This window comes from Haloglomus litoreum (assembly GCF_029338515.1).
GTDB lineage: Archaea > Halobacteriota > Halobacteria > Halobacteriales > Haloarculaceae > Haloglomus > Haloglomus litoreum.
Map to the genome: position 1 here is coordinate 3,314,595 of NZ_CP119988.1, position 15,212 is coordinate 3,329,806.

At 71.3% G+C, this 15,212-nt stretch carries 12 protein-coding genes and 1 tRNA gene; 10 read left to right on the top strand and 3 right to left on the bottom strand.

The features are described 5' to 3' along the window. Nucleotides 1-108: 108 nt before the first annotated feature. A tRNA-Val gene (locus P2T62_RS16710) sits at nt 109-183 on the bottom strand. Nucleotides 184-402: 219 nt separating this feature from the next. Between P2T62_RS16710 and P2T62_RS16715 the strand changes: the two genes are divergently transcribed. The 8 genes from P2T62_RS16715 (at nt 403) to aceB (ending at nt 10,428) form a co-directional block, all read left to right on the top strand. After that, a complete protein-coding gene (locus P2T62_RS16715) occupies nt 403-2,304 on the top strand; it encodes an ICP22 family protein (protein ID WP_276258155.1) in 1,902 nt (633 codons plus the stop codon). A 180-nt stretch (nt 2,305-2,484) separates the two neighbouring features. Next, nucleotides 2,485-4,095: a hypothetical protein gene (locus P2T62_RS16720; protein ID WP_276258156.1), complete on the top strand. Its 1,611-nt coding sequence runs from the start codon at nt 2,485-2,487 to the stop codon at nt 4,093-4,095. 147 nt (nt 4,096-4,242) lie between these two features. After that, a complete protein-coding gene (trpD, locus tag P2T62_RS16725) occupies nt 4,243-5,241 on the top strand; it encodes an anthranilate phosphoribosyltransferase (protein WP_276258157.1) in 999 nt (332 codons plus the stop codon). Nucleotide 5,242: 1 nt separating this feature from the next. Next, entirely contained in the window at nt 5,243-5,935 is a 693-nt protein-coding gene (locus P2T62_RS16730; RefSeq protein WP_276258158.1) for a phosphoribosylanthranilate isomerase, read from the top strand. Next, the gene (gene trpE / locus P2T62_RS16735) at nt 5,932-7,611 is read left to right on the top strand and encodes an anthranilate synthase component I (RefSeq protein ID WP_276258159.1); all 1,680 of its coding nucleotides are present in this window, start codon (nt 5,932-5,934) and stop codon (nt 7,609-7,611) included. Before P2T62_RS16730 ends, trpE begins: the two co-directional genes overlap by 4 nt. Then, nucleotides 7,608-8,222, top strand: a complete 615-nt coding sequence (gene trpG, locus P2T62_RS16740) for an anthranilate synthase component II (protein ID WP_276258160.1) — start codon at nt 7,608-7,610, stop codon at nt 8,220-8,222. The genes trpE and trpG overlap by 4 nt, the downstream gene beginning before the upstream one ends. Nucleotides 8,223-8,420: 198 nt before the next feature. Then, complete coding sequence (locus tag P2T62_RS16745) at nt 8,421-8,972, top strand: HD domain-containing protein (RefSeq protein ID WP_276258161.1); 552 nt, start codon at nt 8,421-8,423, stop codon at nt 8,970-8,972. Nucleotides 8,973-9,114: 142 nt separating this feature from the next. Then, a complete protein-coding gene (gene aceB, locus P2T62_RS16750) occupies nt 9,115-10,428 on the top strand; it encodes a malate synthase AceB (protein ID WP_276258162.1) in 1,314 nt (437 codons plus the stop codon). A gap of 147 nt (nt 10,429-10,575) precedes the next feature. Here aceB and P2T62_RS16755 read toward each other — a convergent pair whose 3' ends face one another. Together P2T62_RS16755 and P2T62_RS16760 are read right to left on the bottom strand one after the other, a co-directional pair. Further along, nucleotides 10,576-11,394, bottom strand: coding sequence for an aldo/keto reductase (locus P2T62_RS16755; RefSeq protein ID WP_276258163.1), 819 nt, complete (start codon nt 11,392-11,394; stop codon nt 10,576-10,578). Continuing rightward, complete coding sequence (locus P2T62_RS16760; protein WP_276258164.1) at nt 11,391-12,200, bottom strand: SDR family oxidoreductase; 810 nt, start codon at nt 12,198-12,200, stop codon at nt 11,391-11,393. Before P2T62_RS16760 ends, P2T62_RS16755 begins: the two co-directional genes overlap by 4 nt. 394 nt (nt 12,201-12,594) lie before the next feature. On the opposite strand from P2T62_RS16760, the gene P2T62_RS16765 reads away from it, so the two are divergent. Continuing rightward, on the top strand, nt 12,595-13,623 hold the full coding sequence (locus tag P2T62_RS16765) for a glycosyltransferase (RefSeq protein ID WP_276258165.1): 1,029 nt from the start codon (nt 12,595-12,597) through the stop codon (nt 13,621-13,623). After that, nucleotides 13,620-15,191 carry a hypothetical protein gene (locus tag P2T62_RS16770; RefSeq protein WP_276258166.1) on the top strand — a complete coding sequence of 524 codons (1,572 nt, stop codon included), beginning with the start codon at nt 13,620-13,622 and terminating at the stop codon, nt 15,189-15,191. The genes P2T62_RS16765 and P2T62_RS16770 overlap by 4 nt, the downstream gene beginning before the upstream one ends. Nucleotides 15,192-15,212 lie beyond the last annotated feature (21 nt).

Sequence of the window (15,212 nt, forward strand, 5' to 3'; positions counted from 1 at the left end):
CACCGGGTCGGGGAGGGACCCGATGTCGAGTGAGCGCTGCGGCTCACTCATCGGAACGCACCCCCTGAAAAACGGCTTGAGAGGTAATGTACCTCTTTTTTACTGCAGTGGGTTGGGGCGGATTTGAACCGCCGACCTCCTCCATGTCAAGGAGGTGTCATAACCAGCCTAGACCACCAACCCGACCTGCACTTCCTCGTACCGCGTTTGGTAGTTTGAAGGTTTCGGAACGGTGGCCCGAGCGGAGGGGACTTCGATGCGTTACCGACCCTCGTGACAGCGACCGACACTGTATCGACCAATTCGGGTGCGAGGGGCACTCGTGCTCCCCACCCCTTCACTTAAATCACCAGAGATTACCGCGCCAAAACGTATGCACTAAACGAACAGTCAAGAGAATGTATGTTCAGTCGAACGGGACGGATATTCGCGACGGCCATCGTGGCACTGGCCGTCGTGCTCTCGATGGCAGCAGGGCCAGCGATGGCCGCACAGGACGATGGTGGATTGCTCGGTGGCGACGACTCGGACGACGGCACGCTGGGGGGCGACTCCGGTATCGATGTCGGCACCGACGGCGTGAGTGTGGGTGGTGACTCCGGCGTCGAGGCCGGAACGGACGGCGTGAGTGTCGGCGGCGACTCCGGCGTCAACGTGAGTACCGACGGCGTCAGTGTGGCCGGACAGGATGTCGGCGACGACGCCGTCTCCGGGGACTCGGCCTCGCTCCCCGGTACCGAGGACGGCCCGGTCGGCACCGACGGCTCGAACCTCGAGATCGGCGGCGACCAGGGTGTCTCCGTGGGCACGGACGGCGTGAGCGCCGGCGGCGACTCCGGTGTCGATGTCGGCACCGACGGCGTCAGCGTGGCCGGGCAGGATGTCGGCGGCGACGGACTCCCAGGCGGCGACAGCGTCCCCGGTGCGGATGGCCTCCCCGGTGCGGAGGGCCTTCCGGGCGGCGATAGTCTCCCCGGTGCGGGGAGCGGCGATGTCCCGACCGGTCCGGTGCCGGTCGACATCAGCTACTCGCTGAGCTCTGTCAACGACGGCGTCGTCATGGCCGGCTCCGACGCCGGTCCGGAGGGGGCCGGGTTCGATCTGGTGCTGGCGACCGCCCCGACCGGCGACACCGAGCAGACGCTCGTCTCCAACCTGGAGGCCTCCGGGACGGACCGTACCTACCTCGACCTCGACAACAGGGGCACCGCGAGCCCTGACGGGCTCGAGAACGCCGACGGCGCACTCTACACGGTGAACGAGAGCGGCGGGACGTACATCCTCGCGCTCTCGCGTGACAACCTCCAGGCGAGTGGCATGGGCTTCGTCCAGGGTGAGCAGGCCGGCGTCGTCAACGCGCAGAACACGCCCGGCACCCAGGAGGGGACGCTGGCTGGTGGCCTGAACCCTGCCGGCATCGCCAGCGCGGGCCCGTCGGCGCCGGTCGGTCCGGAGGCGCCCGAACGGCTCGGTGGCGGCATCAACTGCAACGGCGAGGAGTGCCGGACCGGGACGGCGGGTATCTACGAGCAGCTCCCCGACAACGAGTACACGCAGACGCTGCGCAACAACTACCCGTTCCCGCAGACGATCGACCAGAGCGGCGTCGTGGCACCGTGCAACAAGCCCGTCGGCCCCGACGACCTGCCCGCGGAGCAGCTCCCCGGGCTCTCTGACCTGCCGAAGGGTACCCTGCCGGGCGTGCCGACCTCGCTGCTGACCAACGACGCGGTGCTCGGCCTCGCGTTCGGCGCGGCCCCGGCGCCGTGTGAGGTCACGAAGCCGCTGGCCGACCCGGTGGCGAACCCGGCGGCGGAGCCGGGGCAGTCCAGCCCGACGTTCGATGTCGGCAACGGCGGGTTCAGCACCCAGGACGGCCTCAGCGGCGTCCGGATGTTCGAGGTCGGACCGGGCGGTAACATCGGGACCGCCGACGGCGTCTCCGCCGTGGTCCTGAGTCAGGAGCAGCAGGCCGGCGTCTTCGAGGTCGACGCCTCGAACAGCGAGTACCAGTACGTCCTCATCGACACGCGCACGGAGCGGGCGGACGGCGTCACGTCCGGCGACTACCAGACCTCGCTGCGGGAGGACTACGCCGGCCTCGACACCGGCTTCGAGAACGGCCCCGAGACCGGGGAGTTCTCCGGCGAGGTCGCCCCGAGCGTGGTCCAGAAGCAGATCGTCAAGCTCCGGCTGGAGTGCGACAGCAGCGGCTGCCAGCCCAGCTACTCCGGGCTCCCGAGCCTGGGTGCGCTCCCCGAGATCCCGAACCCGCTCGCCGGTGACCCGGGCCTTCCGGCCTGATCCGCGGCCGGCTCACCGCTCGATTCCTCCGGCGGATTCCGGGTGCTCGATGCTTCTCCACGCGTACTCCCTGGTATCGGCCAACTTGATTGAACATTCAGTCAAAAACGGCCGTAATAAACACCCGGACATAGCGGCCGCAAGGGGTATGGGGCGAGATGAGACAGTATCGGGCACAACATGGCAGCCAGCATTGCACGGAAGATCGCGGCAATCCTCTTCGCCCTGGCCATGGTCGGCAGCGTCGCTGTCGGCCCGGCCCTGGCGGATGACGACGGGGACGTCAGCGTTGGTGGCGATGGCGTCAACGTCGGCGGCGACGACGGGGTGGCCGTCGGCGCGGGGGACGACGGCAGCGCGAACGGTAGCTCGACCCTTTCGGCCGACGCGGACCAGGACGGTGTCGATGCCGACGCCTCGGTGAGTGGGGGCGACGGCAGCGGGACCGACGGCGCGGTCGACTGCAGCCTCGATACGAGTTCGCAGGACGCGGACTGTGAGCCGAGCGGCACCGACGGCGCACCGAGCCCGGACGACGCGCCCGAGGCGCCCGATGTCGGTGGCGACGACGCTCCCGAGGCACCGAGCCCCGGCGACGCTCCCGAGGTCCCGAGCATCGGTGGCGGTGACGACGGCGGCGACGGTGGCGACGGTGGGAGCGCCGCCCCCTCGCCCGGACTGGAGGAGATTTCGAGCCCCGACGAGCCCATCGAGGCGCCCGACCTCCCCGTGAACTACGAGGAGGACGTCCCGTTCGATGCGTTCCCGAACTTCTGCAACCCGCCGTACGGCGTGGAGGACGTCCGGGAGGCGAACCCGGTCGACCCGACCGACCCCTTCGCGGGGACGGGCGCGAAGGAGCAGCTCCCGAAGCAGGTCCGCGAGCCCCCGCAGACCCCGGTCGGCAACCCGCTGGGTCTGGTCAGCTCCCCGATCGACCAGTGTGATGTCTTCAACCCGTACGACCCGGCCGTCAACCCGACGAGCCCGCCGGACGACCCGAGCGCGTCGTTCGACCCGCGCGGCCAGTCCGCCGGCCAGGAGGGCGTCTACGTCAACTGGCTCGCCGAGGGTACGACCGGCGAGGACGCGCCCGGTGGCGAGACGATGGCGGTCGTCATGGCCTCGCGGAACATGACGGCGGTCATCGTCGAGCCGAGCGCGACGAACGGCCGGACGAACACCGGTGGAGCGGTCGACGCCCGGATGCCCGGCAACCAGCCCAACCAGGGCAGCTACGTCGCCTTCGCCGAGGCGTTCGGCCAGGGTGCCAGCCTGAGCATCGAGTGCAACGGCTCGGCGTGCAAGCCGAAGGCCGGTGGCGTCCCCAGCGGTAACGCCATCCCGGCCGTCCCGGCCGGCGGCGGGAGCGGCGGTGAGGACCCGGAACCGGGTCCGGACGCCGACACCGGCGAACCGACGACCAACGTCGGCCAGGAGGGTGCGGTCATCATGGACGACCGTCGGGCGACGCTCGGTGACGGACTCCCCAGCGGCGAGAACGACGTCGTCTTCGGGACGAACTACAACCAGACCGTCGCCGAGGAGGACGCACAGCTCTCCGGCAACGGCCGCCAGGCCAACCTGGAGACCGCCTACGACAGTGGCGCCTACCCCGGTGACGACGACGTCTACGTCCTGGCGAAGGGCGACGGCGCCGGCGTCATCGTCGGCCTCGAGTGCGACGACTACCGCTGCAGTCCGGCCGACAACACCGGCGTCTACGCCGGCCCGGGCTCGATGATCTTCGACATGATCCCGAGTCCGCCGGAGCCGGTCCCCTCGCCGTAAGCACGGGATCTGCGCGGTCGTTCTTCCTCCTTCATCTCCGCTCTGCGCTCGCACCCCCAGCGACAGCCACGCGCCGGGACCCGACACGCTTTTACTGCCGTACGACTTCGTCCATTACAAGACAGAACTGTACATCAGTGATTCTCAATGCAGGACTACATCGAGCGTGTGACGGACGGCGGGGACCTGACGCAGGCCGAGGCCCGGGAGGTCTCGACGCTGGTCTTCGAGGAGGCGACCGAGGCACAGATCGGCGCGTTGCTCGCGGCGCTTCGGGCGAAGGGCGAGACCGAGGCGGAGATCGCCGGCTTCGCCGAGGGGATGCGCGCGGCCGCACGGACCATCTCGCCCGACCGCGAGCCGCTGGTCGACACCTGCGGGACGGGCGGTGACGACTACGACACCATCAACGTCTCCACGACGAGCGCCATCGTCGCGAGCGGCGCGGGCGTCCCCGTCGCGAAGCACGGCAACTACTCGGTCTCCTCGTCGTCGGGGAGCGCGGACGTGCTGGAGGTCGTCGGGGTGAACGTCGAGGCCGAGCCCGAGGCCGTCGAGCGGGCCATCGAGCGCGACGGCATCGGCTTCATGCTGGCGCCCGTGTTCCACCCCGCGATGAAGGCCGTCATCGGTCCCCGCCGCGAACTCGGGATGCGGACCCTGTTCAACATCCTCGGGCCGCTGACGAACCCCGCCGGGGCCGACGCACAGGTCGTCGGCACGTACGACCCGGCCCTGGTCGTACCGATGGCAGAAGCGCTGGCCCGGATGGACGTCGAGCGGGCGCTGGTCGTCCACGGCGACGGTCTCGACGAGATCTGCCTCCACGGCGAGACGGTCGCGGCCGAGGTGAACGGCGCCGACGTGACCGAACTGGAACTCGCACCGGAGGACTTCGGTCTGGACCGCGCACCCGTCGATGACATCTCGGGCGGTACCCCGGAGGACAACGCCGCGGATCTCCGGGCCATCGTCGAGGGCGACGAGACCGGGGCCAAACGCGATGTCATCCTCGCGAACGCCGGTGCCGCCATCTACGTGGCCGGCGAGGCCGATTCGCTGGCGGCCGGCGCCGAGCGGGCGCTGGCCGCCATCGAGTCCGGCGACGCCGCGGCGAAACTGGCCGACCTGTGTGACGGTGCCTGAGATGGTGGCCAGCGCCGCGGTCGACGACGGTGCGCTCGCCACGCCGGCGCGGACGCGGACGAAGATCTGCGGCATCACCCGCGAGGCGGACCTCCGGACCGCGGTCGCCGCGGGCGCGGACGCGGTCGGTGTCATCACGGACGTGACCGTCGAGTCGCCCCGGGCGGTCACCGTCGACCGGGCCCGCGACCTGCTTGACGCGGTCCCCCCGTTCGTGACGGGGACGCTCGTGACGATGCCGGAGAACGCCGAGGCGGCGGTCCGGCTGGTCGAGCGGCTGGAACCGGACGCCGTGCAGGTCCACGGGCTCGCGCCCGACCGGGTGGCGGCACTGCGCGTCCGTGCATCCGTGCCTGTCCTGCCGGCCGTGGACGCCACCGACGCACGGCGATACGCCGACGCGGCCGACGCGCTCGTGGTGGACTCGCTCGACGACGAGGGCGGAGGGGGCACGGGCGAGACGCACGACTGGGAGCGCACGCGCGACCTGGTCACGGAGCTGGATGTCCCGGTCGTGCTGGCCGGCGGCCTCACGCCCGACAACGTCGCGACGGCCGTCCGGACCGTCCGCCCGTTCGCGGTCGACGTGGCCTCGGGCGTCGAGCGCGAGGGCGGTGTGAAGGATGCGGAGGCGGTACGGGCGTTCGTGCGACACGCGACCCGGGCGCTGGACGGCGAGGAGGTGGCGAGATGAGCGACGACGTGGGGGGCGAGCCGACGCTGGACGTCTCGCGCGAGCGGTTCGGCGACCTCGTGGCCCACGGACGGCGGACCGACGCGGGGAGCGAGACGGGCGTCGTGGTCCGCGCGGAGGCGACGCTCCCGGTCGAGGTCGAGCCGCTCACCGCGTACGCCGCGCTGAGCGGGCGGACCACCGACGCCCCGGCTGCCGACCACACCTTCCTGCTGGAGAGCGCGGAGAAGGTCGCATCCAGCGACCCCGACGGCGCGTTCACGCCCGACCGGAGCGGCGCCGACCGGCACGCACGCTACTCGTTCGTCGGCTACGACCCCGCCGCCCGTGTGACGGTCCACCCCGAGGGCGAGGACCGTGTCGACATCGAGGTGCTGGACGAGCGGTACGAGGACCTCGTGACGCCGGGCGAGGGCGACACGCTGGACACCCTCCGGGCGGCCCTGCCGGACGTGGCACGCCGTGGGTTCGGCAACGGCCACCGCCAGCGCCTCGACGGCGGGCTCGTCGGCTTCCTCTCGTACGACGCCGTCTACGACCTCCACCTCCACGAGGTGGGCATCGAGCGGCCGGACTCCCGGTTCCCGGACGCGGAGTTCCTGCTGACGACCCGAACGGTCGTCTTCGACGACGAGCGCGACACCGTCTCGCTGGCGTTCACCCCCGTCGTCCGGCCCGGGGACGACCCGGACGCGGTGTACGACGACCTGCTCGCGGAGGCCGAGCGCGTCGCCGGCCTCCTCGCGGACGCACCGGCCCCGTCGCCGGGCGGGTTCGTCCGTACGGGCGAGCGCGCTGGGCCACAGGACGCGTACGAGGACGCCGTCCGGACCGCGAAGGAGCACGTCCTCGACGGCGACATCTACCAGGGCGTCATCTCCCGGACCCGGGAGCTGTACGGCGATATCGACCCGCTCGGGCTGTACGCGGCGCTGCGGGAGGTGAACCCGTCGCCGTACATGTACCTGCTCGACCACGACGACCTGACCATCGTCGGCGCGTCGCCGGAGACCCTGGTGTCGGTGCGCGGCGACACCGTCACCTCGAACCCCATCGCCGGCACCTGCGACCGCGGCACCTCGCCCGTCGAGGACCGGCGGCTCGCGGGCGAGATGCTGGCCGACGGGAAGGAGCGCGCCGAGCACACGATGCTGGTCGACCTCGCGCGCAACGACGTGCGGCGGGTGAGCGAGGCCGGGTCGGTGCGGGTCGAGGAGTTCATGAACGTCCTCAAGTACAGCCACGTCCAGCACATCGAATCGACCGTGACCGGCCGACTCGCCGACGGGGCCGACGCCTTCGACGCGGCACGGGCGTCGTTCCCGGCTGGGACGCTCTCGGGCGCGCCGAAGATGCGCGCGATGGAGATCATCGACGACCTCGAGCGGACCCCCCGCGGCCCGTACGGCGGTGGCGTCGGCTACGTCTCCTGGGACGGCGACGCCGACATGGCCATCGTCATCCGGACCGCGACGGTCGAGGCGGGCGCCGGCCCCGACGGGACGGACCTCGTGACCGTGCAGGCGGGCGCGGGCATCGTCGCGGACTCGGACCCGACCAGCGAGTACGAGGAGACCGAGAACAAGATGCGCGGCGTCCTCGTGGCGCTGGAGGAGATCGAGTCGGAGTCGCCGGATGTCGTGGACGACGCCGCTGAGCCGGAGGTGTCACGATGAGCGTCGAGGCCGCCGCCGATGTGGCCGACGACGCGCCGCTGGTGCTGTTCGTCGACAACTTCGACTCGTTCACGTACAACCTCGTCGAGTACGTCAGCCAGCACGCCCGGACGACCGTGCGGCGCAACACCGCCTCCCTGGCGGAGTTGCGCGACATCGACCCCGACGCTATCGTCATCTCGCCGGGCCCCGGCCACCCGAAGAACGCCCGGGACGTGGGCGTCACCAACGAGGTGTTCCACGACCTCTCGCGGGAGGTACCGACGCTGGGTGTCTGTCTCGGGCTGGAGGCGGCGGTGTACGCCTACGGCGGCACCGTCGGGCGCGCACCGGAACCCATCCACGGCAAGGCGTTCCCGGTCGAACACGACGGGCAGGGCGTGTTCGTCGGCCTGGACCAGGGGTTCCAGGGCGGGCGCTACCACTCGCTCGTCGCGACCGAGGTGCCCGACTGCTTCGACGTGACGGCGACGACCGCCCACGACGACGTCGACCTCGTGATGGGGGTCCGCCACGAGGACCACCCCATCGAGTGCGTCCAGTTCCATCCCGAGAGCGTCCTGACGGGCGTGGGCCACGACATCGTCCGGAACTTCCTGGACGGCGTCTGAGACGGCGCGTCGGCAGGGTGGCCGGCGTGGTACGGCGGCCATCCCGAGTGGCCCGACGTGGCGCGGCAGCAACTGGGGGGCCGGCGTGGTGCGGCACCCGCCTGGGGTGGGCTGGCGTGGCGCCCGCCCGGGGACCCGTAGCTGGAGACGGTGCGGGGACCCGTAGCCTGATACGGCGGGCGCCCGCGGACACGACTGATGGAGCACGAGTGGAGCGACGGCAGCGCCGTCGAGACGTACACCGGCCGCGGGTTCGACGTGTTCGACCCCGACCCGGCCACCGTCCACCTCGCCGACATCGCTGCCGGACTGGCCCACACCTGCCGGTTCGGCGGCCACCCGCAGCGGTTCTACAGCGTCGCGGAGCACTCGCTGTACGTGGCCACGGAGCTGGCGGACGAGGGCGGCGACCGGCTGGCGCTGCTGGGGCTGTTGCATGACGCCGGCGAGGCCTACGTCGGCGACATCCCGCGACCGGTCAAGCGGCGGCTGGACGGCTTCGAGGAGGTCGAGGCGGCCGTGCTGGCGGCGGTCTGGGACGGGCTCGGCGTCGACCCGCCGACGGAGTCCGAATGGGAACGCGTCATGGCCGCCGACGACCGGCTGCTGACCTACGAGGCCGACGAACTGCTGGCCGACGGGAGCTGGGCCGGCGAGCCGCCCGCACTCGGCTACGACCTCGGCCGTCGGCCGGTCGACGAGGTCCGGGAGCGGTTCCGGACGCGGGCGGAGACCCTGCTGGGTGTCTGAGGGCGAACGCACCCGTCCGCGGCGTGCCCGTGACCGGGATCTGCCCCCGGCCGTGCGACGGTCCCACGTGCGGGAGGCGGCGCAGAACCCGCGCGTATCGAAACCTACTCCTTCCGCACGCCTCTCTCCCCGGGTGACTGATATGGCTGCACTCGACAAGCGGACCCACGACCGGAAGTTCGTGCGGACGTTCTTCACCACGCCGACGGCCGAGAAGGGAGTCGACGACTCCGCGAAGAAACTGCGCAGCGCGATCGGCCTGCGCGGGATGCAGGCCCCCGACGTCTGGGTGCCGGACAACGAGGACGCCACCGCGCCCAATATGCGCGACGAGGGTGCCGAGAACATCGCCGAGGTCCTCGCCGAGGGCGGCGCCGACTTCCCCGGCGAGATCCACCCGCGCGTCGTCTGGCACCGCGACAGCCCCGAGACGCGCTACAAGGGTTTCCAGCATATGCTCCACATCGCGGACCCCGAGAACGGCGCCGTCGAGCACCTCGACGGCTTCGTCATCCCGGAGGTCGGCGATATCGACGACTGGAAGAAGGCCGACGAGTTCATCACCATCGTCGAGAACGAGCACGGCCTCGAGGAGGGGTCGCTCGCGATGAGCGTCATCATCGAGTCCGGCTCCGCCGAGCTCGCCATGGAGAAGCTCCGCGACGAGATGGGCAAGCCCTCGAACAACCTCGAGCGCCTCTTCCTGCTCGTCGACGGTGAGGTCGACTACACGAAGGACATGCGCGCCATCACCCCGACCGGCGCGCTGCCGGAGTGGAAGGAGCTGCGCCACAACACCTCCCGCGCCGCCTCCGCCGCGGGCCTCATCTCCGTCGACGGCCCGTACGACGACATCCGCGACGTGGACGGCTACCACGAGCGCATCACCGCCAACAACGCGATGGGGATGCTCGGCATCTGGTCGCTCACGCCGGGGCAGGTCGTCGAGGCCAACCAGAGCCCGCTCCCGCCGGCCGAGGGCTACTGGATCATCGACGCCGACGGTCGCGAGGTCGAACTCGAGAGCCAGGACGGCGTCGAGGTCTACTCCGGCGACCGCATCGAGCTCGAGGCAGAGGACGGCGGCTACGAGCTCGAGATCGGCGGTGACGAGCTGTTCTTCGAGACCGAGGAGGACCTCGTCGCGGAGCTGCTCGACCTGCTCGACTACGTCCCCTCGATGGACGACATCGTCGACTCCATGGAGGAGTTCGAGGCCGCGAAGGAGGCCGGCAAGGGTGCCATCGCGATGACCCAGTCCGCCACCGTCTCCATCGACGGCGTCGAGGTCGACATCGCCAAGGACCGCATGTGGGACGAGGCGACCTACCAGGCGCTCATGACGCCGGTCGCGCTGTTCCAGGACGTCTACGAGAACCGCCCGGACCAGCACGACGACCTCGCCGAGCTCTACAGCGAGGACGTCGTCGAGCGGGCGATGAGCGTCGGGAACTAGACGACTCCACGGTCACCACTTCTTTCGGCGTCGCACCAACCGGTAGTCGGGTGTGTCGAATTTCCAGATAAATCGAGATATACCATCCAAACCGTGGATATTATCAGATGATTCCGGCAATAAATCATCAACAGCGATACTCCACCCTCAATCCCACGGCGCGCTCGGCGGGTTCACGCAGCGGTGGCGCTCCTCGATGGCCGAGATGCGCTCGACCTGCTCGTCCGAGAGCACCACGTCCCGCGACTGGAGGTTCTCCGCGAGGTGGCCGCCGGTCGTCTTCGGGATGGCCGCGACGTTGCGCGCACGGAGCCACGCGAGACAGACCTGCCCGGGTGTCGCGTCGACCTCGTCGGCCACCTCCTGCACCACGGGGTGTTCGAGCGCCTTCCCGCGCGCGACCGGAGAGTAGGCCACGGGGAGCACGTCGCGCTCGTGGCACGCGTCGACCAGTTCGTCCTGCGGGAGCAGGGGGTGGCACTCGAACTGGTGGGCCAGGGGGGCGTGCTCTGCGTGAGTGAGGAACTCGTCGAGCAGCTCGACCGTGAAGTTCGAGACGCCGATGGCCCGTGTGGTCCCCTCGTCGACGAGGTCGTCCAGCGCGCGGGACGTCTCCGCGGCGTCGTACGCGGCGCGGGGCCAGTGGACGTAGACCAGGTTGGGGGTCCGGCCGAGGCGGTCCTTCGAGGCCCGGACCGACGAGACGCAGTCCTCGTAGGAGCAGTTCTCCGGCGCGACCTTGGTGGCGAGGAACACCTCGTCGGCGTCGATGTCCGTGTCGGCCGCCCGGAGGCCCCGCCCCACCTCGAGTTCGTTGTCGTACAGCTGCGCGGTGTCGACGTGCCGGTAGCCCGCCTCGACCGCGTCGGTGACGACCTCGGTGGCGGTGTCGCCGGTGAGCTTCCACGTGCCGAGCCCGAGTGCGGGCACGTCCTCGGGCGTCGGCGCGGGAGCGTCGTCGGTCATTGCGCGGTCCACCCCCCGTCGACCGCGATGTTCTCTCCCGTGACGTAGCTCGCGGCGTCCGAGACCAGATACACGACCGCGCCCGCGACGTCCTCGGGGTCGGCCATCCGCTCCATCGGCGTACGGTCCTCGTACGCGGCCACGAACTCGGGGTCCTGCTCGTCGAAGACGCCGCCCGGCGAGACGGCGTTGACCCGGACCTCGGGCGCGAACTCGCAGGCGAGGTAGCGGGTCAGGTTGAGGATGCCGCCCTTGCTGGCGGAGTAGTGCGCCGGGCTCGGTGGCATGTTGGCCTCCTCGTAGACACGGAAGTCCGGCGCGGCCACGCCGTACGTCGAACCGAAGTTGACCACGGCGCCCCCCTCCCGGACGGCGTCGTCCGGGTCGGCCTGGCCCGCCGTCCCGGCGCCGTCGGGGTGCATCCGGCGGATGGCCTCACGGGAGAGCGTCGCGGTCGCGGTGAGTTGCGCGTCGACCTGCTCGCGCCAGTCCGCCTGGTCGCGCGCGAGGAAGGCGTCCCCGTAGGCCGCGTCGCGGGGGTAGGCCGCGTGGACGGCGGCGTCGAGACGGTCGAACCCGTCGATGACCGCGTCGTACAGTTTGCGGATCGAGGCCTCCGAGGTCACGTCCACGTGGTGGTAGATGCCGTCGACGTCGTCGGCCACGCCCCGGCCGGCCTCGCGGTCCACGTCGGCGACCACCACCTCGGCGCCGTGGTCGGCCAGCGCCTCGCAGACCGCGGGCCCGATGCGTCCGGCCCCGCCCACCACGACGACCACCTCGTCCGTCAGGTCGAACAGCGTCATGGTCGGGCGTTCTCGCGGCGGGGGCATAAAGCCGGGAGGCCGCAGCGGTGTTCGGATTGGTGTTCGGATTCGTGACAGCGATGGTGCGTCTGTAGCGATGCATTGGTCAACACCAACGGCGACAGCGACGGGAACAGGCTGTTGAAAGCCCGCGCGCTCGGGGGGCCTTTCAGTCCCACCCGATTCGGCGTTCGAGGGTCGCTCCGCTCCGTGTTGGCTCGGTGCGGACGCTCCGTGGAACACGCAATCCCGGGCGGGAATGGAAGGGGCTTCCTACCCGTTCCGTCCGGAGAAAGGGCCACACAACCAATCGCTACAGCCAGCCCCAGAATCGAACGCCCGACAGCGCCATCGACCGCAATCCATACGGCCGCGCCACCCCCACCATCGGTCAGTGACCGGCCCCGCATCCGACGCGCCAGAGGCGGTCGAAACGGCCGTCACGGCGCCGCCCGAGCACCCCCGGGACGCGCTCGTCTCCGTCGTCGTCCCGACCTACGAGCGGGCCGACCGGGTCGGCGGGGCCATCGAGAGCGCGCTCGACCAGACCCACGACCGACTGGAGGTCGTGGTGGTGAACGACGGCTCGACGGACGACACCCGCGCCGTCGTCGCGGAGTACGCCGACGCCCACGAGCAGGTCCGCGCACTCCACAACGACCGGAACCGCGGCATCAGTCACACCCGGAACCGCGGCATCGAGGCGGCCGATGGGGCCTACGTCTGCCAGCTGGACGACGACGACCGGTGGCGCCCCCGGAAGGTCGAGCGCCAGCTCGCGGCCCTCGACCGGCTCCGCGAGCGCGAGGGCCACGACCCGGCGGACTACTGCGGCGTCTACTGCGGCGGCGTGGTCCGCGATTCCACGGGTGAGGTCGTCCGCCGGGTCGAGACGGGCGCGGCGGGCGACCTCTGGCCCGACGTGCTGGTCCGCTTCGACGTGCGGCCCCACTCGGGCCACCTCGTCCGGCGGGACTGCATCGAGGCCGTCGGCGGCTACGACGAGTCGTTCCCACGGGGCGTCGACTGGGACCTCACGGTGCGACTCTGCCGGCACTGGCGCTGGGCGTACGTTCCCGAACCACTCGTGGAGCGCCGCTACGCCGACGACAACGTCTCCGGTGACGCCGCGTTCGGCGACCCGTCCTACGAGGTCGCCATCCGCGAGCGGCTCCGTGGGAAGTACGCCGACGACCTCGCGGCCAACCCGGACGCGCGGCGGCGGTTCGAGGCGATGCTCGCGAAGCAGCGGGGACTGGCCGCGCTCGAACGGGGCGACCGGCGCCGGGCGGTCCGGCAACTCGCCCGGACGCTCCGGCTCGCGCCCGAACCGATCCACGCCGCGATGCTCGGCCTGGGGGCGCTCGGCCGGCGCGCCTACCGGGCGGCGTGGCGCGCGAAGCAGTCGGTCGTGGGGACATGAGCGGGGACGACACCGCGGACGGGCCCGGCACGCGAGGGGACGAGGACACGCCGACGCTCGCCGCGGTCACCGACGCGCTGCTGGCCGTGGAGTCGGACCTCGACCTCCTGTCGCGGACGGTCGACGGGGTCCGGTACTGGTCACACGTCCGGTTCGACGCGCAGCAACGGCTCCTCGAACTGACGGGCGCGACGGACACCGCCCACGGGTCGGGGGGGCTGACGACCGCGGACCGTGCCCGGCGCATCCTCCGTGGACTCCGGCCCTCGCGGAACCCCTGGCTGGCATCTGACACCGACCTGCTCGTGTGGGGCCACGAACGCCGGACCCGGCGCGAGGGGGACTGGCACGACCGGTACTGCGACCCGTTGCTCGACACGTTCGATGGGGGCGGGGCGAACAGCGCCGACGACCCGTCCCCGTCGTGGACCTACGTCGAGTCACCCCACGAGGGCGAGCACCTGACCCCGGCCCACACCGACGGCGTCCGGTACCTCGACCCCGTCCTGTACGGCGCCGGCCTGGCGGACCACCTCGGCGACCCGGCGGACGAACTCCCGGCGGCCGAGCGGACGAAGCTCCGGACCGCCGAGGCACGCCTGCGCGAGGCCGTCGGCACGGCGCCGGACCTCGTGGAACTGGTCGGACGGCGCCTCGCCAGGCGGCGGCTGGAGCGGCCGGCGTTCCGTGCGCTGCTCCGCCGCGTCGACCCCGACCTCGCGGTCGTGACGGTCTGGTACACGAAGCCGACGTTCGTGGCGGTCTGCCGGGAGGAGGAGGTCCCGGTCGCCGAACTCCAGCACGGCGTCGTGAGCCCGTACCACCTCGGCTACGCGTACCCCGACAGCGACGCCAGGGGATGGACGGGCACCCCGGGTGTCTTCCCGGACTACCTGTGCTCGTGGGGCGAGCGCTGGGCGGACCTCTGCCCGCTCCCGCTCCCGGAGGAGCGGGTCCTGCCGGTCGGCTACCCCGAACTGGAGCGCGGGCGCGAGCGCTACGCCGAGCCGGCCACGCGGAACCGCGTGACGTTCGTCTCGCAGGGGACCGCCGGCGTCCGGCTCTCCCGGGTCGCCTGCGAGGTGGCCGAGCGGCTCGCCGGAGCGACCGACCGACACGGGCCGGCCGGGGAGCCGCCGGAACTCGTCTACAAGCTCCACCCCTCGGAGTACGACCGCTGGCGCGAGCGGACGCCGTGGCTGGTCGACGCTGCCGAGGCCGGGCGGCTCCGCGTCGTCGATGACCCGTCCGTCGACCTGTACGAGCTGTTCGCGACGAGCCGGGCCCAGGTCGGGGTCTACTCGACGGCACTGTTCGAGGGGCTGGCCTTCGGCTGCGAGACGCTGCTGGTCGACCTGCCGGGCGTCGCGTACATGGAGCGGCTCGTCGAGACCGGGGCCGCGCGACTACTGCCGGACGCCGCGGCCGTCGCGGACGCCATCGCGCACGGTGGACGGGAACACGGGGACGCGGTGGCCTTCGACCCGGACGCGTACTTCCGGCCGGACGCGACCGAGCACGCGACCCGGGCACTCGAACGGCTGGCGAACGAGGGAACGCCCCGGTGAGCACGGGCGCTGGGGTGCCTC